General features: G+C 66.5%; 8 protein-coding genes and 1 pseudogene. All 9 read right to left on the bottom strand.

What is annotated here, in order from left to right; translation table 11 throughout:
* Window position 1: 1 nt before the first annotated feature.
* Window positions 2-3,094 (bottom strand): multidrug efflux RND transporter permease subunit, encoded by a 3,093-nt coding sequence (locus BGP85_RS25265; protein WP_103445655.1) that lies wholly within the window; start codon window positions 3,092-3,094, stop codon window positions 2-4.
* A complete protein-coding gene (locus BGP85_RS25260; protein ID WP_103445654.1) occupies window positions 3,091-4,254 on the bottom strand; it encodes an efflux RND transporter periplasmic adaptor subunit in 1,164 nt (387 codons plus the stop codon). The genes BGP85_RS25265 and BGP85_RS25260 overlap by 4 nt, the downstream gene beginning before the upstream one ends.
* 304 nt (window positions 4,255-4,558) lie before the next feature.
* A complete protein-coding gene (locus BGP85_RS25255) occupies window positions 4,559-5,293 on the bottom strand; it encodes a YkgJ family cysteine cluster protein (protein WP_103445653.1) in 735 nt (244 codons plus the stop codon).
* Window positions 5,290-5,601, bottom strand: a complete 312-nt coding sequence (locus BGP85_RS25250; protein ID WP_103445652.1) for a hypothetical protein — start codon at window positions 5,599-5,601, stop codon at window positions 5,290-5,292. Before BGP85_RS25250 ends, BGP85_RS25255 begins: the two co-directional genes overlap by 4 nt.
* Before the next feature lie 98 nt (window positions 5,602-5,699).
* A complete protein-coding gene (locus BGP85_RS25245; RefSeq protein ID WP_103445651.1) occupies window positions 5,700-6,599 on the bottom strand; it encodes a chemotaxis protein in 900 nt (299 codons plus the stop codon).
* Window positions 6,600-6,797: 198 nt separating this feature from the next.
* The gene (locus BGP85_RS25240; RefSeq protein ID WP_103445650.1) at window positions 6,798-7,982 is read right to left on the bottom strand and encodes an HlyD family type I secretion periplasmic adaptor subunit; all 1,185 of its coding nucleotides are present in this window, start codon (window positions 7,980-7,982) and stop codon (window positions 6,798-6,800) included.
* Window positions 7,979-10,147 (bottom strand): type I secretion system permease/ATPase, encoded by a 2,169-nt coding sequence (locus BGP85_RS25235; RefSeq protein ID WP_103445649.1) that lies wholly within the window; start codon window positions 10,145-10,147, stop codon window positions 7,979-7,981. The genes BGP85_RS25240 and BGP85_RS25235 overlap by 4 nt, the downstream gene beginning before the upstream one ends.
* Window positions 10,144-11,577 carry a TolC family outer membrane protein gene (locus BGP85_RS25230; protein WP_103445648.1) on the bottom strand — a complete coding sequence of 478 codons (1,434 nt, stop codon included), beginning with the start codon at window positions 11,575-11,577 and terminating at the stop codon, window positions 10,144-10,146. Before BGP85_RS25230 ends, BGP85_RS25235 begins: the two co-directional genes overlap by 4 nt.
* Window positions 11,578-11,640: 63 nt before the next feature.
* A pseudogene (locus tag BGP85_RS25225) lies at window positions 11,641-23,870 on the bottom strand (BapA/Bap/LapF family large adhesin).
* Between the last annotated feature and the right edge of the window lie 133 nt (window positions 23,871-24,003).

Here is a 24,003-nt window from a genome sequence, read left to right as displayed (position 1 = left end):
CCTAGCTGGCACTTGGCGCCGCCGCACGGGCGGCCTGGCGGCGGTGGAACAGGCGCTCCAGGGCCAAGTATATGACCGGGGTGGTGAACAGCGTCAGCGCCTGGCTCACCAGTAGCCCGCCGACCACCGCAATGCCCAGCGGCTGGCGCAGCTCGGCGCCGGCACCAAAGCCGAACATCAGCGGCACCGCGCCCAGCAGGGCGGCAAGTGTGGTCATGATGATCGGCCGGAAGCGCGTCAGGCACGCCTGGTGAATCGCCTGCTCGGGTGTCATGCCGTGGTGGCGCTGGGCTTCCAGGGCGAAGTCGATGAGCAGAATGCCGTTCTTCTTGACGATGCCGATCAGCAGCACCACGCCGATCAGGCCCATGATGCTGAAGTCCTGGCCCATCGCCCAGAGCAAGATCAACGCACCCAGGCCGGCCGAGGGCAGGGTGGAAATGATGGTCAGTGGGTGGACGAAGCTCTCGTAGAGCACGCCGAGGATGATGTACACCGCCACCAGTGCGGCGAGGATCAGCCATGGCTGGCTCGACAGCGAACTCTGGAAGGCCTGGGCCGCCCCCTGGAAGTTGCCGCTGATCGAGTCGGGCATGCCCAGTTCACGCTGGGTGCGTTCGAGGATCTTCACCGCATCGCCCAGGGCCACGCCGGGGGCCAGGTTGAACGACAGGTTGGCCGCCGGGAACAGGCCGTCGTGGCTGATCGACAGTGGGCCGGTGCTCGGCGGCGCGACATGCGCCAGGGCCGACAGTGGCACCATCTCGTTGGTCAGCGGCGAGCGCAGGTAGAAGAAGTTCAGGCTCTCGGCCTTGCCGCGCTGCTTCGCGTCCAGCTCGAGGATTACCTTGTACTGGTTGGTCTCGGTCTGGAACTCGCTGATCTGCCGCTGGCCGAAGGCGTCGTACAGCGCCTGGTCGACATCGGTGGTGGTCAGGCCGAAGCGCGCCGCGGCCTGGCGGTCGATGTCGATGCGGGTAACGCTGGCGCCCAGTTGCAGGTCGTTGGACAGGTCGCGGAACACCGGGTGTTCCCGCAGGCGGTCGGTCAGGCGCTGGGTCCACAGGTTCAGCGCCACGCCGTCGTTGCTCTTGAGCACGTACTGGTACTGGGTGCGCGAGGGGCCGGAGCTGAGGTTGATGTCCTGGCCGGCACGCATGTACAGGACGATGCCCGGCACCTGGGCCAGCTTCGGTCGCAGCCGGTCGATCAGCTCGCTGGCCGACACGTCGCGCTCACCACGCGGCTTGAGGGCGATCCAGAAGCGGCCGTTGGCGATGGTCTGGTTGCTGCCGGTGACCCCCACCGAATGGGAGTAGGCCTGCACTGCCGGGTCTTCACCGATGACCTTCGCCAGCGCCAGATGCTTCTCGACCATCGACGGGTACGACACGTCCGCCGCCGCCTCGGTGGTGCCGAGGATGAAACCGGTGTCCTGCAGCGGGAAGAAGCCCTTGGGGATGCCGATGTAACCGACCACAGCCAGGGCCAGGGTCACGCCGAACACGCCGAGGGTCAGGCGTTGGTGGGCGAGGGCACGGTTCAGGCCTTTTTCGTACCACTTCACCAGGCGCTCGCCAAAGCCACCATGCTGCTCGCCGGGCGGGCGGCGCATGAACAATGCGCACAAGGTGGGTGCCAGGGTCAGCGACACCATCACCGAAATCAGGATGGTCGAGGTGGCGGTCAGGGCAAACTCCTTGAACAGCCGGCCGACCACCCCGCCCATGAACAGCAGCGGGATGAACGCGGCGATCAGCGAGAAACTGATCGACACCACGGTGAAGCCGATCTCGCCCGCGCCTTTGAGCGCCGCCGTACGGCTGTCGTCGCCGGCCTCCAGGTGACGGTGGATGTTCTCGACCACGACGATGGCGTCGTCGACCACGAAGCCCACCGAGATGACGATGGCCACCAATGTGAGGTTGTTCAGGCTGAAGCCCAATACATACATCAATGCGCAACTGGCGATCAGCGACACTCCGAGCACGCTGGACACCACCAGGGTCGCCGACCACTGGCGCAGGAACAGCGCCATCACCCCGATCACCAAGGCCACGGCGATCATCAGGGTCAGCTCCACTTCGTGCAAAGAGGCGCGGATGGTCTGGGTACGGTCCTGCAGTACCGACACTTCGATCGACGCCGGGAGCATTTCCTGCAGCTTGGGCAGGGCCGCCAGCACCCGGTCGACTGTGTCGACGATGTTCGCCCCGGGCTGGCGGAACACCACCAGGTTGAGCCCCGGTTGGTCGCCGGACCAGGCTTTGACGTAGGCGTTCTCGGCGCCGTTGATGACCTTGGCCACGTCCTTGAGGTGCACTGGCGCGCCGTTACGGTACGAGACGATCAGCTGGGCGTAGTCCTCGGGGTGGAACAGCTGGTCGTTGGCGGCGATGGTCGAGACGCTGTGTTCGCCGTACAGCGCGCCCTTGGCCAGGTTCAGGCTGGTCTGCTGAATGGCCTGGCGCACATCGGCCAGGGTCAGACCGATGGCGGCGAGCTTTTCCGGCTGGGCCTGCACGCGAATGGCCGGGCGCAGTTGGCCGGTGATGTTGATCAGGCCGACCCCTTCGATCTGGCTGAGCTGGCGCGCCAGCAAGGTCTCGGCGTAGTCGCTGAGGTCATTGCCGGGCATCTGTGCGGAGCTGACGGTGAGCACCAGCACCGGGCTGTCGGCCGGGTTGACCTTGCGCCAGGTCGGCGGGTTGGGCAGGTCCTGGGGCAGACGCGCAGTGGCGGTGTTGATCGCCGCCTGGACTTCCTGGGCGGCGGTGTCGATGTTCTTGTCGAGGGTGAATTGCAGGATCAGCGTGGTCGAGCCCAGCGCACTGCTGCTGGTCATCTGGGTCATGCCGGGGATGGCACTGAACTGCACCTCCAGCGGCGTGGCCACCGACGATGCCATGGTTTCCGGGCTGGCACCGGGCAGCTGGGTGGTGACCTGGATGGTCGGGAAATCCGCTTCGGGCAGCGGTGCCACCGGCAGCCGCGGGAAGGCGATGGCGCCCAGCAGCACCAGGGCGAAGGTCAGCAGCAGGGTGGCGATCGGGTGGTCGATGCACCAGGCCGAAACGCCGTTGCGGGTATTCATGGCTGGCTCCTGCGCTCAGCCATTTGCGCCGGCGGCGGGGCGTCCGGGGTGACCTCGACCCGCGAACCGGGCTTGAGCCGTGACTGGCCGTCGAGCACCAGGCGCTCGCCCGGCTTGACCCCGGCGATGATGTTCAGGCCACTGTCCTGATACAGCACCTTGACCGGCACGGCGGTGACCTTGTCACCGTCCAGGCGGTAGACGAAGTGCCCGTCGACACCCCGCTGCACCACCGGGGGCGGCACCACCAGTGCGTTCTCCTCGACCGCAGTACGCAGGCGGATGGTGACCAGCTGCCCCGGCCACAGGCGACCGTCTTTGTTGTCGAATTCGGCCTTGACCCTCACCGTGCCAGTATTGGCCGAGATCTGGTTGTCGATCAGCGCCAGATGCCCTTCGCCGAGCAGGTTGCGTTCGCCGTCGGCGTCCATGTACGCCTCGACCAGCGCCGGGGTTGGCGCCTTGAGCAGGGCCTGCAGGGTCGGCAGCATCTGTTGCGGCAGGGCGAACTCGACGGCGATCGGGTCGATCTGGGTGACGCTGAACAGGCCTTGGGTATCCGTGGTGCGCACCAGGTTGCCGGGGTCGACATTGCGGATGCCGACACGCCCGGTCACCGGCGAGCGGATCTGCGTGTACGACAGCTGCACCTCGGCATTGGCGATGGCTGCCTGGTTGCCCTTGACCGTGGCCTGCAGCTGGTTGACCAGCGCCTGCTGCTGGTCGAGGGTCTGCTTGGACACGCCATCGTCGGTGCTGAGCAGGCGGTAGCGCTTGAGGTCGACACCGGCCACCTGGATCTGTGCCTGGCTCTGGCCAAGCTGGGCGCGGGCCTGGTCGAGCGTGGCGCGGATTGCGCGGTCATCCAGGGTGGCGAGCAGGTCGCCTTCCTTCACCCACTGGCCTTCCTTGACCAGTACCTGGGTCAGCACGCCTTCGACCTGTGGTCGCACTTCGACGCTGTGCAGTGAAAGCACCGAGCCGATGGCGCTGGCGTAACGCGGCACGTCCTGCTGGGCGACGCTGACCACGCGCACCGGGATCGCCGCTTGCGCATGGGGCGCGGTGGCTTGCTGGCGTTGGCTATACCAGCTACCCAGGGCCACCACGGCGAGCAGCGCCAACGCGGCGAGAACAGCGGAACGGGAAGGACGTCGCATCGGCGCGGGCACCTTGGCCAAGGGGTGGGGAACGGAGGTGTGTATTGGAGTTTATAGCGCTGTGACCGGGTCGGCAGCGTGACAGCCGGCTGACAGCGGTGACAGGTTGGGGGAGGTTGGATTTTGGGGTGTCCGTCTTGAGTCTTGTGGTGATGCGCAAATCCCAGCTGCAGGGATATTCCGAATCTGAAACCAAATACTTCAAGAGCGCAGGGGTGACTAACTATCCTACGCGCTCTGTCGGATGGCGTCTGATAGGCGGGGAACTGCTTCAGCGATAACCGAAGAGGTCGAACTTGCTTACCTAGAACCCGATAAAGGCATAGTAGACCGGTGCTTCAGCAGTGGTCTGCAATCCTCGACCCTGCAACTCATTCACCAGTTCAGGCTGCTCCACATGCAGCATCCACTCAGCCCCGTTCCCTGAGGACGCCTGCGCTAGCGCCCCGGCAAAGGCCGCCATGTCCGGTAGCCAAGCGGTAAACCCATTGCCCTTGAGCGCGCTGGTGGTCATCCCCAGTGCCTCGCAGATAGCCACCTTGGCCGCGATGTCGTCGCGATCCGCCTGCCGCGAAGCCTGCACCAGCGCCAGCAGCGTCGGGTCCACCGGCAGTGTGCCGTGGATCAGCACGGGCCCTTGCTCCCAGGCCTCGGGAGGGCAATCCTTGTTCTCTGGCCGCAGCGGAATATGCGGATTGATCTCCACCGGGTAGATGCGACAGACCAGCGGTCGGTTTTCATAAATGGTGCACAGGTCATTGTCGTCGAGGTTGCGACAGCGCCCCGGGTTGAATGCGGCAAAGGTCACCGAAACGCGCACTTCGCTGCCGCCGCAAGGCACCGGATACGAGCGACGCAGCACATGCTCGCGCTGATCTACCGGCATCCCCGGCCCATCGGTCACGAAGCCTTCGATCAAGACCACCACCTGGCCACCGCCTGCAGTCCACTGACGCGCCTCGTCCAAGGTCAGCGGTACGTGGTGGCCGGTGCAGCACTTGCCACAACCGGTACAGGCAAAACGCAGGCTGTCGTTCACTTGTCGTCCGGGTTCCATTCGCTGATGTAGGCCTGCTGCTGCTTGCGGTCATACAGGCACAACTCGGTGCCGGTGCGTTGCTGCATATGGTTCTGTGGATAGACCCCTTCGATCAGCAGGGCGCTGAAACCAATCTGGTCATCGAACTCCGCTGGTTTGCCGCGGGCGTGGGCATCCTTGAACTGGCTGGCCTTGAGGCAGGCTTTGAGCATCTGCTGGCGTTGCTCGTTCCAGGCCTGGCTGCTGGAGGCCTGGGCAACACCGCTGAACAGGGCGCAGGCGATCAGGAGAGAGCTGAAAAACTTCATACGCGGTTCCGGGAGTTGATCCGAGGGGCGCGAATTATGCCCGAGTCACCCCTGGCGGCAAGCCTGGGAGTTTGTCGCTGAATATAACAACACGAGCTTCAGCGCTCGGCAAACACCACGGTCCGTGCCGCCGTCACCAGGCAGTCGGTCAGGTCGGGCGAAGAGAACTTGGTGAGGATGGCATTGGCCCCGGCCAGCTTGGCTTTCTCGCTGCTCATGGCGCTGTCCAGCGAGGTGTGCAGCAACACGTAGAGGTGCTGGAAGTCCGGGGTCTCGCGCAGGGTACGGGTGAAGGCGTAGCCATCCATCTCGGACATTTCGATGTCCGAGACGATGATGTTGATCTCTTGCGCGGTGCCTTGCAGCTCCAGCAGCACGTTCATCGCATCCTTGGCGCTGCGTGCGGTGTGGCAGTCGATGCCGAGGTTGCGCAGGGTGTGCACCGACTGTTGCAGCGCCACCTGGCTGTCGTCGACCACCAGGATGTTGGCGGCGGCCAGCAGGCTGGCGTCTTCCTCGCTCAATTCACCTGGCTGTGGCTCCGGCTCGGGCGGGGCGATGCCGTGGATGACCTTCTCGATGTCCAACACCTGAACGAGCGTGTTGTCGACCCGGGTCACGCCAGTGATGAACGATCGGTTGCCCGAGCCGAACGGCGGCGGCTTGATGTCGGTGCTCAGGCAATGGACGATGCGGCTCACCGCCTGCACGTGCAGGCCTTGGCGCGAGCGGCTGATCTCGGTGACGATCAGGCAGCCACCGTGCGGGTCGGCAAGCGGGCGTTCGCCGATGGCCCGGGACAGGTCGATCACCGACAGCGAGTTGCCGCGCAGGGTCGCCACGCCTTTCACGTGCGGGTGCGACTCGGGCAGCTTGGTCAGTGGCGGGCAGGGGATGATCTCGCTGACCTTGAGCAGGTTGATTGCCATCAGCTTCCCGCTGCGCAGGGTGAACAGCAGCAGCGACAGCGAGTCCGCGCGGGCATTTTGCGTGGCCATGGTGACCTTCGTGGGAGACAGGGGATACCGGGTTATCGGCCCAGGTCGTCCGGGCTTTAGTCCACCGTTCAGTTAACAGGGCCGAGATCTTGTAGGAGCGGGCTTGACCCGCGAAGCAAGCGACGCGGTGGATGGCACGGGCTTCGCCCGTGTTCGCGGGGCAAGCCCGCTCTTACAAGGGGCTGTGTTGCTTTGCGGTCAGCGTTCGCGCAGGGCCTCGCGGGCGCGGTTCAGTGGTTTGATCAGGTAATCGAGGATGGTCTTCTCGCCGGTACGGATATCCACCGTGGCAATCATCCCCGGCACGATCGCGAAGTGCTTGCCGGCCTTGTTGGTCAGGCTGTCCTGCTCGGTGCGGATGAACACCCGGTAGTAGTAGATCTCCGGTTTCACTTCGTCCTGCAGGGTGTCTGGCGATATCCCCACCACTTTGCCATCCAGCCCGCCATACACCGAGTAGTCATAGGCACTGATCTTGACCTTGGCCGCCTGGTCGGGGTGGATGAAGGCGATGTCCCGTGGGGCGATGCGCGTTTCGATCAGCAGGCGCTCGTCCATCGGCACGATCTTCATCACCTGCCCGCCAGGCTGCACCACGCCGCCCAAGGTGTTGACCTCGATGTCCTTGACGATGCCGCGTACCGGCGAACGCAGGGTCAGGCGGGTCAGCGAATCGCTGCGCCCGCGGATCACTTCCGACAGGCTGTCGGCTTCGGCACTGGCCTTGGCCAGCTCTTCACGCGCGCGCACCAGGTACTCGGAGCGGGCCTCATTGGCCTTGAGCTCCAGCTCCGAGCGCTGGCGGTTCAGGCGGATCACTTCGACCCGGCTGGAGGCGCCCATCTTGGCCAGGTTCTCGGTGATCTTCAGTTCCGCGCGCACCAGCCGCAGCGAATCCTCGATGCCGGCCAGGGTCTGCTCCAGGCCACGGCGGCGGGTTTCGTACAGCGCCGTCTCGGCATCGATCAGGTCGGGCGAATCGTGCAGGCTTTCAGGGAAGCTCAGCGGCTTGCCGGTGACCTCGGCTCGCAGGCGCGCCACGCTGGCCTTGGCCGCACGGTACTTGGCTTCGCTTTCGCCAACGCTGGACGCGGTCTTGGTCGGGTCAAGCTGGGCAAGCACCTGGCCGCGCTCGACCAGGTCACCTTCGGCCACGTTCATCTCGGCGACGATGCCGCCTTCGAACGACTGGATCACCTGCTCGCGTGAACTGGGGATCACCTTGCCGGTGCCGGTGGACACCTCGGTTACCTCGAACCAGGCGGCCCAGGCCAGGAACGCGGCGAGCATGATTGCGCAGATTGTGATGATGCGGCCGGCGCGCAGCACGGCCTGGTCGTCCTGGCCGTCCAGGTAGGAGGCGGGGAGTTCGTGGTTGCTCATGCCTGCGCTCCTTGCAGCTTGGCCAGGGCGGCGTCGCGTTTGTCGTCGATGACGATGCGCCCGCCGTCCAGCACGATGATGCGATCCACACGCTGTAGCACGCTGAGGCGGTGGGTAGCGATCACCAGAGTACGGCCCTGGCAGAAGCGATCGAGGTTATCCAGCAGCTTGCGCTCGGTGACGTCGTCGAGCGAGGCGGTGGGCTCGTCGAGCAGCAGCACCTGCGGTTGGCGAACCAGCAAACGTGCCAGCACCAAGGCCTGGCGCTGCCCGCCGGACAGGCCCACGCCGCCTTCGAGAATCAGATGGTCGAGGCCCTTGGGCAGGTGCCGGACGAAATCCAGAGCCCCGGTGGCGGCCAGCGCGGCTACCAGTTCCTGATCGCTGGCCTGGCCGGCGCCGAGGGTGAGGTTTTCCCGCAGGGTGCCGTGGAACAGCCGTGCGTACTGGGCCAGCAGGCCGACGTCACGGCGCAGGTCGGCCGGGTCGAGGTGGGCCATGGCAATGCCGTCGAGGCTGACTTCGCCCTGGCTCAGGTCCATGGCGCCGCCCAGTGCCTGCAGCAGGGTCGATTTGCCAGCACCGTTGCGCCCGAGCACAGCGATGCGCTCGCCGGGCTGGATGTCGAGCTGGCCGATGCTCAGCACCGGTTGCGCTTCCGGGCTGTAGCGGAAGTGGGCCTGGCGCAGCGCATATTCGCCACGGATCGCCGGCAGGTGCACGCGGGCCTCGCCTTCGGGGTGGTCGACCGGCGCCTGCATCAGTTTGTCCAGGCCTTGCAGGGCCACCTTGGCCTGCTGCCAGCGGGTCAGTACGTGGGTCAGTTGAGCCAGCGGTGCCATCATCCGTGACGACAGCATCGAGGCCGCCACCAGGCTACCGGTGGTGAGGTCGCCGGCAATCACCATCGGCGCGCCGATCACGATGACCACGGCAAACACCGCACCCTGCACGTTCTGGGTCCAGGTCACCAGGCCGTTGGTCAGGGTGCGCAGGCGCAGGCTGGTGTGCGCGCAGGCGGCGTTGTACTGGTTCCACTGGCGCTCGAAGCGCGCCTCGGCCTGCAGCGCCTTGATCTCGTCCAGGCCCTGGATGCTCTCCACCAGCATGGCGTTGCGCAGCGACGACTCGCGCATCGAGGCATTGGCCAGTGCCGCCAGACGTCGCTGCGCCAACAGCCCCGGGATGACCATGGCCAGCAGCGCCACCAGCGGGATGAACACCAGCACCCCGCCGATCAGCCAGAACACCAGCAGGAACAGCAGGAAAAACGGCAGGTCGGCTAAGGCCGTGGCGGTACTCGAAGTGATCAGGTCACGGATCGACTCCAGCTCGCGCAGCTGCGAAATGAACGACCCGGTGGATTTCGGCCGTGCCGAATTGCGCAGGCGCAGCGCGTGGCCGTAGACCAGGTCAGACACCCGCAGGTCGGCACGCTTGCCCAGCAGGTCGGTGACCTTCAGCCGCAGCAGGCGCATGCTGAAGTCGAACACCAGCGCCAGCACCACGCCGCCGAACAGCACGTACAGGGTCGGCAGGGACTCGGCGGGGATCACCCGGTCATACACCTGCATCGAAAACAGCACCCCGGCCAGGGCCAGCACGTTGGCCACCAAGGATGCGACCATCACCTGGCCATACGGGCGCAGGTCGCGCAGCACGATACGGGTGAACCAGTGGCGATCGTAGGGCGCGGTGTAGTCGTCGGTGCGCACATCGCGCAGCGGCCGTGCCGGGCGCATCAAGGCCACGCGGTTGATGCGCCCTTCGAGCGCTTCGCGAGGCAGGCGTGAGGTCAGGCGCTGGTCGCCGGCAAATACCACGGCCAGCTCGTTTTCCTCGGTCACCGCCTCGACGGTAGCCAACTGGCCATCGTCCAGTTCCAGCACCAGCGGCGTGCGCCACTGGCGCAGGGCCTTGGCGTCGTAGCGCACGAAGCGCAAGGTCAGCCCTGCCTGGCGCGCCATGTGCCGGAGGATTTCATCCAGCGGTCGCGCATCTTCGACTGCCGCCAGGCGAATGCGCTGGGGCGAAACATCCAGACGATAGTGGTGGGCGACCTGCAGCATCACTTCCAGCCAGGGGCCGAGATCAGGGCGGTGCACCACAGCCGGCTCCGGGTTCTGCGCCTGACCGGCCTGGGTCAGCTTGACGGTATCGTTCATGGCTCGATTTCCACCCCTTGCAGGTTGCGCCCTTCCAGCCCGAAGGCGGTACGCAGGGCGCCGGAGTTGTACAGGCAGTCGACATCCAGGCGCAGCAGGTCGGAGCGGGTGCCGGCGAGTTCGAAGCGTGACTGGTAGATCTCTTGCTCGGCGTTGAGCAGGTCGAGCAAGGGCCGGGTGCCCAGGTCCAGGTATTGCCTGCCATACAGTTCGCGGGCTTCCTGGATGCTGGCCTGGCGCGCTTCCAGCGAATTCAGGCGCCGGCCCAGCCCGGACGTCTGCGCCATGGCTTCGGCCAGGCCGCGGCGGGCCTGCAGGCGCGCGGCGTCTTCGGCGGAGTCGGCGGCGCTCAGTGCATGGCCGGCGGCGCGGCTGCGGGCGCTGATGGCGCCACCTTGGTAGATGGGCACCTCGACATTCAGATAGATGCCCGCCTGGGTACGGTCCAGGCTGCGGTTGTCGCGGTTGTAGTCGTTATCCAAGTAGTGATTGACCTGGGGTTGCAGCGACAGCGTGGGGTAGGCTTCGGCCTTGGCCTGGGCCAATTCGGCCTGAGACTGGGCGCGCAAGGCCAGGGCCATCAGCACGGCTGGCAAGCGGTCGCTGCCGCCTGAAGAGCGCTTGCACGCCTGGTTCAGCTCCGGTGGTGATGCCTCGGCCAGGGCCGGCGGTGCCACTCGGCCAAGCAGTTCGGCCAGGGTCGAACGCCAGCGTTCGTACTGCGACTGGTATTCCTCGAGGGTGGCGCGGGCGCCTTCCACCCGCGACTCGGCCTGGACCACATCGGAGCGGGTGCTGGCGCCCATGTCGCTGCGCTGGCGGGCCATGCCGGCGATGTCGCCGACGCCGCGGATCTGGTCGCGGGCGATGACCATCAGCTGTTCATAGCGACGGGTTTCGATCCAGGCGTAGGCGGTGTCGCGGGCGAGGTCGTCGACCACCAGCAGGATGTTGGCCTGGGCCCGGGTAGCGGCGGCCTGCGCGGCACTGACGGCATTGTCGACCTTGCCGAAGTCGTAGAGCATCTGCTTCAACGACAGATTCAGCGCCTGGCTGTTGCGGTCGCCGCCATAGCCGGTGTCATAACCGGTGCGCAGACCGCCGGAAATCTGTGGGTAGTAACCGGCACGGGCGACGTTGATGCCTTCGCCCTGCTTGTAGAGGTTGCCGACGGCTTCGGCGATGCTCGGGTGCCACTGCGCGGCGGTCAGCACCGCCTCGGCCAGCCCCAGGCGGTCGCCATTGTTGTTGGACTGCCCGGAAGGCGGGCGAGCGGGGATGGCGTCGGGCGCGTCGCGCATCAATGACGGCCCAATGGTGCGCAGTCTGGGGTCTATGTCATCGGCTGCCTGGGCAACCGGATTCAGGTTCAATACCAGGAGCCCGAAGGCTCCCAGCCACAGCGGTGACAGCGGACTGCTTCGCTTCACGAAATTCCCTTACTGCTGATCGTCCTTGCCGCCAGGCAGTGTGCCCGGCGGGTTGCAGCGGCCTCAGACGACATGGATGCTGTTCTGCACCCAGAGGTGGTGGCTTGGGTCTTCCTGGGCCGTGTACTGGTTATAGTCGATGCCGTCGACGCTCTGGTTCCCGACCAGGGTCCAGTTGTCCGTCATGTGCACCGAGTCTTTGTCATCCCCTTTGATGATCAGCGTGTCGTTGCCGGTTTCGGTGATCTTCACCACGTCCGCCAGGTTGAGGGTCAGTGCTACCGCACTGGTGTCGTTGAGGTCGATCACCTCGATATTGTGGATACGGTCAGCCAGGGTGCCCAGGTCGATGCTGGCATCGCCGCCGCCCCACAGCAGGGTGTCGGTACCGGTGCCGCCATTGACGCTGGCGAAGTTCTGGTCGACCACTTCGAGGGTGTCGTTGCCCGCGCCGCCTTCCAGGCTGATGTGCCCGCCCTGGCTGCCGATCAGGTGGTCGTTGCCGTCGGTGCCGGCGATAACCTCGCTGGAGGCTGAAGCTGCGACGCTGGCCACGGCCACGCTGTCGTCGCTGGTGTTGGCCACCAGCGCGGAGAAGGTGGTGAGGCCGGCGGCGTTATCCAGGTTGACGGTCAGCGTGGCGGTGTCGGTGGTGCCGTTAGGGTGGGTCAGCTCATAGGTGAAGGTATCGTGCTGGCCGATCACTGCCGAGGTCAGCCCGCTGTTGAGGGTGTAGGTGTAGCTGCCGTCTGCATGCACCAGCAGTGTGCCGTAGGTGCCGGCCACGCTGACCCCGTTGTGGCCGGGGATGGTGAAGGTGTTGGCGGCCGTCAGCACGCTCAGCACGGTCAATGCCGAACCCAAGGTGTCGGAGCCCGACGGGTCGGTGATCAGGTTGCCGCTGGCCACCGTGGCGCTGCTGACCACGTACTCGGTGAGGTACGTGGTGGTGGTGTTGAGGCTGGTGGTGATCGAGCTTGCCAGGCCGATGCCGCCGGCGCTGACCACGATGTGATAGGTGCCCGCGCCCTGATTCTGGAAGGTGTAGCCGGAGCCGCCACCGAGCAGGCTGACCAGCGAGCTGCCCGTGACCGACTGCACCAACACGTACTGGCCGGTGCTGGTGTTGAGCTTGAGCAGCTGGATGGTGGTGCCGTTGAGCAGGCTCAGCAGGTTGGCCGAGTTGACCACCACCTGCAGGTTGGCCGTGGTATCGGTGGCCACCGTGGTGGTGTAGGTGGCCGAGCGCGAGCCGATCAGCGGCAGGGTCAGCGAACCCAGGGTGGCGCTGCTGCTGTCGACCCGGTTGGCCAGGGTGATGTGGCTGCTGTCGATGTCGTTGACGGCATCCACCACCGTGGCCGGTGCGCTGAGGTTGCTGTCGTTCCAGACCTCCGTGGCCTGTGGGCTGTCGATGCGTACGTAGAGGTTGGCTGTGGCGGTCAGCCCGTTCGGGTGCACCAGCTCGTAGCTGAACACATCCACCTTGCCGACGCTCGACGGGCTGCCGCTTGGAGTGTAGGTGTAGCTGCCGTCGGCATGGATCACCAGGGTGCCGTACTGGCCCTGCACCGTGGTGCCCGGGCCACTGGCAGCGGTCACGTAGCTGCCGTTGACCAGTATCTTCAGCACGGCGCCGCTGTCCGGGCCGAGGGAGTCGACCACGCCATTGGTGCCGGGGTCGGTGATGACGTTGCCCGAGGCGGCAGTGCCGGTGCCGGTGAACTGGGTCAGGCTGGTGGCTTCGATGTCCAGGCTGGTGGTGACTTGGGTCACCAGGCCGATGCCGCCACTGGCCACGGTCAGGCGATAGTCACCGGCCTGCAGCTTGCCGATGTCCACCTGCAGCCCCAGCGGCAGCACGATCAGGTCGAGTAGCCCTTGGGTGTTGCCGGTGGCGATGGTAACCCAGGCGCCGGAGGCATCCTTCACCTGCAGGGTAAAGGTTGAGTTGTTAAGCAACGCCAGCACGCTGTTGGTAGTCAGCGTCAGGGTCGGGTCGACCGTGGTGCCAGGCGCCACCGTCCAGGTGTAGGTCTTGCTGAAGCCCGACAACAGGGTGGTGAAGCTGTCGGTGTAGGTGGTGCTGGCGGTGACCGGCGCCAGGTTGACGGTGGCGGTGGCCAGGTTGTTGCTGGCAATGACTGGGGCGTTGGCATCGACGTCGGGGGCGGTGATGTTGACGTTGCCGGAGACGTTGCTGCGTGGGTCGGTCAAGGTTACCGACAGCACCTGGCCGTTGTCCTGGGCCGGGCTCAGGGTGACGGTGAAGGTGCCATTGGGTTGCACGGTCGCGGTTTGCAGCACGGTGCCGCTGGCGCTGCGTACCGTGACCGTGGCGCCGGCCTCGCCGGTGCCGGTGAGGGTGGTACCGTCGGCGCTGATCACCAGGTTGGCCGCGTTGGCCGGAGGGGTGAGGTCCGGCGCGTTCAGCGCGGTGGCGGTGGAGGTGTTGCCGGCGGCATCAGTGAGAGTGACGCTCAATGCCTGGAAGTTGATTTGCGCCGCACTCAGGCTGACCACATATAGGCCGTTGCTGCCTACCGTGGCGGTGCCGAGCACGGTGCCCAGGCTGTTGCGCACGGTCACCGTGCTGCCGATTTCGCCAGAGCCGCTGACCGTGGTGCCGTTGGCGTTGATGTTGGCCACCGGCGCGGCAGGTGGGGTGGTGTCCGGGGCGGTGATGCCGGTACTGGCCGAAACATTGTTGCCGGCATCGGTCTGGCGCACCACCAGGGCCTGGCCGTTGTTCTGGGTGGCGGTCAGGTTGACGCTGAAGGTGCCGTTGGCCAGCACCACTGCCGTGCCGAGCGATGTGCCACCCGCGTTGGTCACGGTAACGGTCGCGCCCGGTTCGCCTACGCCGGTCAGTACCGTCCCGGCACCGTTGATCGCCAGGTTGGTCGGTGCCAGCGGGGCTTGAACGTCCGGTGCGGTGTAGCTGGTGGCGCCGGAAATGTTCAGGGCGGCGTCGGCCTGTGTCAGGCTCAGTACCTGGCCGTTGAGCTGAGCGCTGGCCAGGTTGATGCTGAATATCCCACCACCATTGACCAGGCCGGTGCCGAGCAGGTTGCCGCTGGCATCGCGCACGGTCACCGTGGCGCCGGCTTCACCGGTACCGGAGAGCACCAGGCCGTTGGCCGACAGCCCGGTGACCACCGGGTTGGCCGGTGGCGTGATGTCGGCTGCTGTCAGGAACACTGGCTGCGACTCACCGCCCAACAGCGAAACCGAGGTCACGGACAAGTGCTGGCCGTTGAGTTGGGCGGCGCTCAAGGTGATGCTGAAACCGCCGTTGCCAATGTTGGCCAAGCCACTGCCGATCAGGTTGCCGGCGGCGTCGTAGACGCGAATCGACGTGCCGCTGGCGGCGGTACCAGTGAGGGTCAGGCCGTTGGCGGCCAGCGCCACGTTGACGGGTGGCTCGGGTGGCGGAATCAGTGGCGTGATAAAGGTCGCCACCGCCGAGGTGTTGTTGGCAGCGTCGGTTTGCGTGACGGCCAGGGATGCGGCCGAACCCGGTGCTGGCGACAGGTTGATTGAGAAGTTGCCGCCACTGTCGACTCGGCCCGTGCCGATCACCACGCCGCCGAAGCTGACCGTCACGTTCGCGCCGGCTTCGCCGCGTCCGGTGAGGATGTTGTAGGTGTTGTTGACGGCGAGGTTGGTGACCGCCGTGGGTGGCACGGTGTCGATGGTCTGATAGGTGGCCGGCAGCGAGGCGTTGCCAGCGGCATCGGTCGACACCACAGTCAACAGCTGGCCAGTGCTCTGCGAACTTGCGAAGGTGACGGTGAAGATGCCGCCAGCCGGCACCGTGACAGTGCCCAGTACAGAGTTGTCCGGGGCGCGTACGGTGATGGTGCTGCCCACCTCGCCCGTACCGGTGAGCAATGTGCCGCCGGTGAGGACCAGGTTGCCGGGCTGCACGGGTGGAGTCAGGTCCGGTGCGGTCAGTTGCAAAGGTATGGACGGGTTGCCGGTAGCGTCCTGGGCGATGACGCTCAACACTTGGCCGTTGACCTGCGCAGTTGTGAGGGTGATCACGAAGCTGCCATCGGCGGCAATGGTGCCCTGGCCGACCTGGTTGCCCAGGTTGTTCATCACCGTGACGTGCGCGCCGGCCTCGCCAGTGCCGCTGATCTGCGTGCCACTGGCGTTGAGGGCGGCGAGCACCGTAGCCGGTGGGGTGATGTCGACGGCGGTGAGGGCGCTGATTGGTGAGATGTTCTGGCTTGCGTCCGTCAGGGTGACCTGCAGCAGCTGGCCGTTGAGCTGTGCCGAGCTGAGGTTGACCACGAAGGTGCCATTGGCCGCGACCGTGGCTGTACCGAGCTCGGTGGTGCCGACGTAGACGCGCACCGTGGTGCCGGCTTCGCCGGTACCGCTGAGCTGGTCGCCGGCGGCATTGAGGTGCAGCGAGGCCGCCGCAGCTGGCGGGGTCAGGTCCGGTGCGTTGACCGAGACCGGTTCGCTGATGTTGCCGGGCGGGTCGGCCTGCTGTACCGACAGCACCTGCTGGTTGATCTGCGCGGGGGCCAGGGTGACGCGGAAGCTGCCGTCGGCGAGCACCAGGGTGGTGCCCAGCAGTACGCCTGCGGCGTTGGTCACGGTAACGGTCGCACCCGGTTCGCCGGAACCTGTGACCACGCTGCCGTCGGCGTTGATGGCGACGTTGGTGAGCAGGTCCGGTGGGGTGAAGTCCGGTGTCTGCAGGGTAGCGACGGCCGATACGTTGCCGGCGCCGTCGGTCTGGGTAAAGCTGAGCAGTTCGGCATTGCCCAATGCCGGGCTGAGGGTGATGGTGAAGTGACCGCTGGCATCGACCAGCGTCGTGCCGATCGTTTGGCCGAGCGGGTTGAGGACCGTGACCGATGCCCCCGCTTCGCCCCGGCCGGTGATGGTCACGCCATCACTGGAAATGGCCAATTCGCTGGGCGCATTCGGTGGCGTGGTATCCGGCGCGGTGATGGCGGCGGCGGTGGACTGGTTGCCGGCGGCATCGGTCAGCACCACCTGCACTTGCTGGCCGTTGGCCTGCGGCGTGAGCAGGGCGACCTGGAAGGTGCCGTTGGCCAGGACCACGCCAGTGCCCAGCACGCTGCCGTCGAGCGCGACGACCTTGACCAGGGCATTGGCTTCGCCGGTACCGTTGAGCAGTGTGCCGCCCCCGGCGAATGCCAGGTTGGCCGCTGCATCCGGTGCCACCCGGTCTGGCGCGGTGAGGCTGATGCTGTTGGACTCGTTGCCGGCGGCGTCGGTTTGCGCGGCGCTGAGCAGTTGCCCGTTGATCTGAGCGGCACTGAGGTTGAGGGTGAAGTTGCCGTTGGCGTCGACCACTGCGGTGCCCAGCGCGAGCCCGCCGAGGCCGGTGAGCGCAACGGTGGCGCCGGCTTCCCCGTGGCCGGTCAGTACCAGGCCATTGGCGGACAGCACCAGGTTGCTCAGCGGTTGCGGCGCGGTGGTATCCGGTGCCTGCAGGGTGGTTGGCAGCGAAACGCCACCGTCGGTGCCCACCGCACTCACATGCAGTATTTCGCCGTTGGCCTGGGCACTGCCGAGGGTGACGGTGAAGGTGCCATCGTTGCCCACCGGTGCGCTGCCGAGCAACGCGCCTGAGGGACCATAGACGTTGACCGTGGTACCCGGCGTGGCCGTGCCGGTGACGGCCAGGCCATTGGCCGACAACACCAGGTTGCCGGGTATGTCCGGCGCGGTGATCCCGGGTGCGGTGACCGTCAATGCAGGGGAAGTGTTCAGTGCGGCATCAGCCTGGGTCACGCTGAGGATTTCGCCGGTACCGGCGGCAGGGATCAAGGTCACGCTGAAGTGGCCATCGGCACCGACGACCGCGGTGCCCAGGATCGTGCCGTCCGGTGCGCGCACGGTGACCGTGGCGCCGACCTCGCCGGTCCCCGCCAGCGTCGCACCATTGGCAGCGACGGCGAGGCTGGCGACTGCGGCAGGCGGCGTGGTGTCGGCGGCCGTGTAGGATGCGGCAGTCGAGACATTGCCCGCGGCATCGGTGGCGGTCACCTGCAGGGTCTGGCCGTTGTTCTGCGCGCTGTTCAAGCTCAGCTGGAAGGTGCCGTTGCTGGTGGCCACGGCGTTGCCCAGCACATTGCCCGCAGCATCGCGCACGGTCACGGTGCTGCCTGCTTCGGCGTTACCGCTCAGCTGCAGGCCGCCACTGGACAGGGCCAGTGCGCTCGGCGCTGCGGGTGGCGTGTGGTCAGGGGCTATGACGCTGACGGCGATGGAGGTGTTGTTGCTGGCGTCGGTCTGGGTCACGCTCAAGTGCTGGGCATTGAGCTGGGCACTGGTGAGGGTGAGGATGAAACTGCCATTGGCTGCTACCAGGCCGGTGCCGATGATGGTGCCATCCGCGCCGCGCACGGTCACGCTGGCACCGGCTTCGCCGAGGCCTGTGAGGGTGAGCCCGTTGTTGTTGAGCACCACGTTGGTCAACGCGGTTGGCGCGGTCAGGTCTGGAGTCACCAGGCTGATGGCGGGCGACACGTTGCCAGCGGCGTCCACCTGGCTCACGCCAATCGCCTGGCCGCTGATCTGCGGCGTGTCGAATGTCACAGTGAAGCGCCCGTCGGCGCCCACGATGGCACTCCCCAGCACGGTGCCGGCGGCATTGCGCACCTGCACGGTGGCACCTACTTCGCCGCTGCCGGACAACTGCTTGCCGTCGGCACTGAGTACCGGGTTGCCAACTGCGGCGGGTGGCGTGCGGTCCGGCGTCGCCAGGCTGGCAGGGCCGGACACGTTGCCCGCAGCATCGGTCAGGGTCACCTGCAGCGGGCTGCCGGTGGTCTGCGCGCTGGGCAGGGTGATCTGGAACTGCCCGCTCAGGTTTACCGTGCCGGTGGCCAGAATGGCGCCGTTGGCGTCACGCACGGTCACGGTCGCACCGGCTTCGCCCTGGCCACTGACCACGGTGGCGGCGCTGTTCAGGCTCAGGCCAGTGGCGGCGTTCGGCGCCTGCAGGTCGGCCGCTTGCAGCGTGGCCGCCAATGAAACGTTGCCGGCGGCGTCGGCCTGGGTGATGGTGAGGTTTTGGCCATTGGCCTGGGGCGGCACCAGGCTAACGCTGAACAGCCCGTTGCTGGCCACGGTCGCCGTGCCTAGCACGGTGCCCTGGGCATCGACCACGCGTACCGTGGCGCCCACTTCACCGTGGCCGGTCAAGGTGTTGCCGGTGCGGTCGAGGGCCAGTAGGTTCGGCGCATCCGGTGCAGTGGCGTCGGCAGCGACAATGATCGCCGGCACCGACGGTTTGCCGCCAACCGACAGGCGTGCGGTGACCTGCAGGGTCTGGGCATTGAGCAGGGCACTGGCGAAGAAAATATGGAAGACGCCATCGGTGCCGACCGTGCCAGTGCCCAGGGTGGTGCCGCCGGAGGTAACGGTGATCAGTGAGCCGACCGTGCCTTCGCCGGTCAGCAGGAAACCGTCGGCACTCAGCGACAGGGCGGATGGCGTGGCCACTTCGGTACCGTCAGGCCCGCTGACGTTGATCGAGGTTTCGTTGCCACCGCCATCGCGTACCACCACTTGCACCGTGTCGCCGGTGACCAGGGGCGGGTTGACCGGTATCACGAAGGTGCCATCCGGCCCGGCGGTGCCGGTGCCCAGCTCGGTGTTGCCATCGCGCACGATGACCGTTGTGCCAGGCTCGGCGCTGCCGCTGATGGTGCCGCCGTCGGGGCTGACCGTGACGTCGGCGGCCGGGGCGGGCGGGGTGGTGTCGGGCGCGGTGACGGTGGATGGCGCGGTTGCGTTGCCGGCTGCATCGCTGACCACCACGCTCAGGGTCTCACCGTTGGTGAGCTGCCGTTGGCATCACGGACCTCCACCAGGCTGCCGGCCGGCGCGCTGCCGCTGATCGATGTGCCATCGCCGGCGACCACCAATCCGCTAGGGCTTTCCGGCACTTCGGTGGCCGGGACGATGACCGTCAGGGCCACTGACGGGTTGCCGGCAGCGTCGGTCTGCATCAGCACCAGCACCTCGCCCGCAGTGACCGGGTTATCGAGGTTGACCAGGAACGTGCCGTTGGCCGCGACCACACCGGTGCCGAGGACGTTGCCATTGCCATCGCGGATTTCCACGGTCGCGCCGGGTTCACCGCGGCCGGAAACCGTCAGGCTGCCGTCACCGACCACCACATTGTTGATGATTGCCGGCGGGGTGGTATCCGGTGCGGTGTAGCTCAGCGGCGCAGAGGCGTTGCCGGCCGCGTCGGTGGCGGTGATGGACAGCTGTTCACCATTGGCCTGGGCTGGGGCGAGGACCAGGCTGAAGCTGCCATCTGCGGCGACGATGCCGCTGCCGATCAGGTTGCCATCGGCATCACGCACATCGATTCGGGTTCCCGGCTCGGCGGTACCGGCCAGGGTGATGCCATCGGTCAGGCTGAGCCCGATCGGTTGCGCAGGCGCCAGGTGGTCCGGCGAGGTCAGCGGGCTGGGTGTCGAGACGTTGCCAGCGGCGTCGGTGAGGGTGACCTGCAGCGACGAGCCATCGAGCACCGGTGCCGTCAATTGCAAGGTGAAGGTGCCATCGGCTTGCACGGTACCGGTACCGATCACTTGGCCCTGGTCATTCAGCACATTGACCGTGGCATTGATTTCGCCACGGCCAGAAACCGTGCGGCCATCGGCACTGATGATCAGGTCGGTGGCGGGCTGCGGAGGAGTGGTGTCACCACCGCCATCGACATCCGGCGCGGTGACGTTGCCTGCCGTGGAGGTGTTGCCTGCAGCGTCGGTGGCAGTGACCTGCAATTGCTCGCCGTCGACTTGCGCGGGCGAGACGGTGACGCTGAAGGTGCCTGAAGCGCCGGCCACGGCGGTGCCGAGCACGGTAGTACCGTCGGTGGCCAATACCCGTACGGTGCTGCCAGGCTCCGCGCGGCCGGTGACCGTGCTGCCATCGGCGCTGACGGTAAGGTTGCCGGGTGCGGATGGGGCGGTGATGTCCGGGGCGCTGATCTGAGTGGGCAGGGAGACGCCGCCGGCGGTGTCGACGGCTGTCACATCCAGCAGTTCGCCATTGGCCTGTGCCGGGTTGAGCACGACGGTGAAGGTGCCATCGGCGCCAACCACCACGCTGCCCACCACGGTGCCGTCGGCATCGCGCACATCCACCCGGGTGCCGGCCAGGGCGTTGCCGCTGAGGCTGCTGCCATCGGCCGCGATGACCAGGGCGCTCGGGCTGTCCGGTACCTGAGCCAGCGGCACGTCGTATTGCAGCGCCGGAGAAGCATTCCCGGCAGCATCGGTCTGCACCAGGCTCAGGCGCTCGCCAGGCTGAGCGGCGGGGTCGAGGTCGATCAGGAAACTGCCGTTGGCGGCGACCGTGCCGGTACCTAGCAGGTTGTTGTTGCTATCGCGCACCTCGACGGTGGCGCCGGCTTCACCGCGCCCGCTCAGGGCCAGGCCACCACTGCCGACCACAATGTTGCTGACTTCGGCAGGTGGGGTGATATCCGGCACCGTGTAATCGAGTGGTACGGAGGTGTTGCCCGCCGCGTCGGTCAGGCGCACGTCCAGCGTTTCGCCGTTGGCCTGGGCCGGGGAGAGAGTGATGCTGAAGTTGCCATCGGCACCTACCGTGCCGCTGCCGATCAGGTTGCCGCCGCCATCGCGCACTTGCACGATGCTGTTGGCTTCACCTTTACCACTCAAGGTCACGCCATCGACCAAGGCCAGGTCGGTGGGTTGTGCCGGTGGTTGCAGATCGGTCGAGGTCACCGAGCCTGGTTGCGACACGTTGCCGGCCGCGTCGGTGAGGGTCACCTGTACGCTGCTGCCATCGTTCACGGGCGGGTTCAGGGTAACCAGGAAGTTGCCATCGCCGGCGACGGTGCCACTGGCGATCAGGTTGCCCTGGGCATCACGTACCTGCACGCTGGCGCCGACTTCGCCGCGGCCACTGAGCTGCTGCCCGGCCAGGCCGATCACCAGGTTGGTGGGCGCATCGGGTGGCGTGGTGTCGCCGCCATCGATGTCGGGGGCGGTGACGTTGCCTGCGGTGGAGAGGTTGCCGGCGGCGTCGGTGGCGGTGACTTGCAGTACTTCTCCGTCGACCTGTGCTGGCGTGAGGGTAATGGAGAAGACACCCGTTGCATCGACCACGGCGGTGCCGAGCACGGTGGTGCCATCGGCAGCCAGCACACGCACGGTGCTGCCGACTTCGGCACGGCCGGTGACGGTGCTGCCATCGGCGCTCACGGCCAGGTCGGCAGGTGCGCTTGGCGCGGTGATGTCCGGGGCGCTGACCTGCGCAGGCAGCGACGAGGTGCCGTCGGCATCGACGGCGGTAACGTTCAGCAGTTCGCCATTGGCTTGTGCCGGGGAGAGGGCGACGGTAAACGTGCCGTCGCCACCGACCACCACGTTGCCCAGCAGCGTGCCGTCCGCACCGCGCACGTCTATGCGGGTACCAGGCTGGGCGCTGCCGCTGACGCTGCTGCCATCGGCGGCCACGGTCAGGTCAGTCGGGCTGGTCGGTACGGTGGTGCTGGGCACTGCGTAATCGACGGCGCTGGAGGCATTGCCGGCGGCGTCGGTCTGCACGATGCTCAGCTGCTCGCCCGGCTGGGCAGCCGGGGCGAGGTCGATGATGAAGGTGCCATTGGCACTGACAATGCTTTGCCCAAGCAGGTTACCACTGGCATCGCGCACCTCGACGGTGGCACCGGCTTCACCGCTGCCTGCCAGTTGCAGGCCGCCTGGGCCCACGGCAATGCCGCTGACCGGGTTGGGTGCGGTGATGTCAGGGGCGTCGAACTGCAACGGCGCAGAGGTATTGCCAGCGGCATCCAGCAGGCGCACGTCCAGCGCTTCGCCATTGGCCTGGGCCGGGGAGAGGGTGATGCTGAAATTGCCATCAGCACCCACCGTGCCAGTACCGATCAGGTTGCCGCCGGCATCGCGCACTTGCACGATGCTGTTGGCTTCACCTTTACCGCTGAAGGTCACGCCATCGACCAAGGCCAGGTCGGTGGGCTGTGCCGGTGCTTGCAGGTCGGGCGAGGTCACCGAGCCCGGTTGCGACACGTTGCCGGCTGCGTCGGTAAGGGTCACCTGGACACTGCTGCCATCGTTCACTGCCGGGCTCAGGGTGATCAGGAAGCTACCGTCGGCGCCGACGGTGCCGCTGGCGATCAGGTTGCCCTGGGCATCTCGCACCTGCACGCTGGCACCAGCTTCACCGCGGCCGCTGAGCTGCTGACCGGCCTGACTGATCACCAGGCCGGCCGGGGCGTCTGGGGGCGTGGTGTCGGGCGGATTGCCGATGCCATCGTCCGGTGCGCTGATGGTGGTGGCGCTGGAGACGTTGCCGGCTGGGTCGGTGACCGTGACTTGCAAGGGTTGGCCGTCAGTCTGTGGCGGCTGCAAGGTGACGCTGAACTGGCCGTCGGCACCGGCCACCGCACTTCCTAGAACAGCGCCATCGGCACCGAGTACCTGCACGGTCGAGCCGGGTTCAGCGCTGCCGGTGAGGGTGTTGCCTTGTGCGTTGATTGCCAGCTCCGTCGGTGCTGCTGGCGCGGTGGTGTCCGGTGCGGTTACCGCACCAGGCTGCGATGCGTTACCCGCAGGATCGGTCAGGGTGACGCCGAGGTTTTCACCGCTGGCCTGAGGGGTGTTCAAGGCGACATTGAAACTGCCGTCGGCATTCACCGTGCCACTGCCGATCAGGTTGCCGGCGGCGTCGAACACCTTCACCGTCGCGCCCGCTTCACCGCGCCCGCTCAGGCGCAGGCCGTCAGGCGAAACCAGCAGGTCGATGGGCGTGGCGGGCGGTGTGGTGTCGCTGGGGGCGCTACCGCCCCCTCCGCCACCACTGCTATTGTTGGCCGCTGCGGCCACGCCGCCGACACCAAGCAGGCTGAGGCCGGCGATGGCGAAGGTCGAGGTGCCGTCACCAGCGACACCGATACCGGCCACCAGTTCGTCAAGCGAGGCTACTTCGTCGAAGGTGAAGCCAGTGAACGCCGTTGTGTCATAGTTGGCGTGCCACAAAGTGCCGTCTTCGCTAACGAACACCATGTCGCTGCCAACACCTGCCTGGTCTACGGCAAAGAAATTGCCGACAGTGACCTTTTCTCCGGATTTGAGCGTGACGATCAGGTCCTGGCCGCGCCGGGTGACGGTGGCCACCTGGTCGGGAGCGATGGGCATCTGCACCACAGCTGGGCTGTTGAGGGTGATATTGCCCCAGGCATTCTGGGTGGCTACGGCGGATTGCTTGTCGGCGACGACGATGTTGTCCATGAGTGCTCCCTGCTGGAATTCGGTACACAGGGCCGCCTGCGCGACCCATGGCCGTGTAACCGGAGATTAGGGAGATATAGCAGTCCAGTAGATTGCCACCAGATGGCTTTGCGGATAGTTCTTTAGTGAGTGT

Source organism: Pseudomonas putida (assembly GCF_002906855.1).
Classification (GTDB): domain Bacteria; phylum Pseudomonadota; class Gammaproteobacteria; order Pseudomonadales; family Pseudomonadaceae; genus Aquipseudomonas; species Aquipseudomonas putida_N.
The sequence above is the reverse complement of the archived record's forward strand: the minus strand, read 5'-3'. Positions and strand labels throughout refer to the sequence as shown.

Excerpts from the sequence above, each read along its gene's own strand:
- BGP85_RS25245 (WP_103445651.1), bottom strand. The coding sequence starts at position 6,599 with ATGGCCACGCAAAATGCCCGCGCGGACTCGCTGTCGCTGCTGCTGTTC.
- BGP85_RS25260 (WP_103445654.1), bottom strand. The coding sequence starts at position 4,254 with ATGCGACGTCCTTCCCGTTCCGCTGTTCTCGCCGCGTTGGCGCTGCTC.
- BGP85_RS25235 (WP_103445649.1), bottom strand. The coding sequence starts at position 10,147 with ATGAACGATACCGTCAAGCTGACCCAGGCCGGTCAGGCGCAGAACCCG.
- BGP85_RS25265 (WP_103445655.1), bottom strand. The coding sequence starts at position 3,094 with ATGAATACCCGCAACGGCGTTTCGGCCTGGTGCATCGACCACCCGATC.
- BGP85_RS25240 (WP_103445650.1), bottom strand. The coding sequence starts at position 7,982 with ATGAGCAACCACGAACTCCCCGCCTCCTACCTGGACGGCCAGGACGAC.
- BGP85_RS25250 (WP_103445652.1), bottom strand. The coding sequence starts at position 5,601 with ATGAAGTTTTTCAGCTCTCTCCTGATCGCCTGCGCCCTGTTCAGCGGT.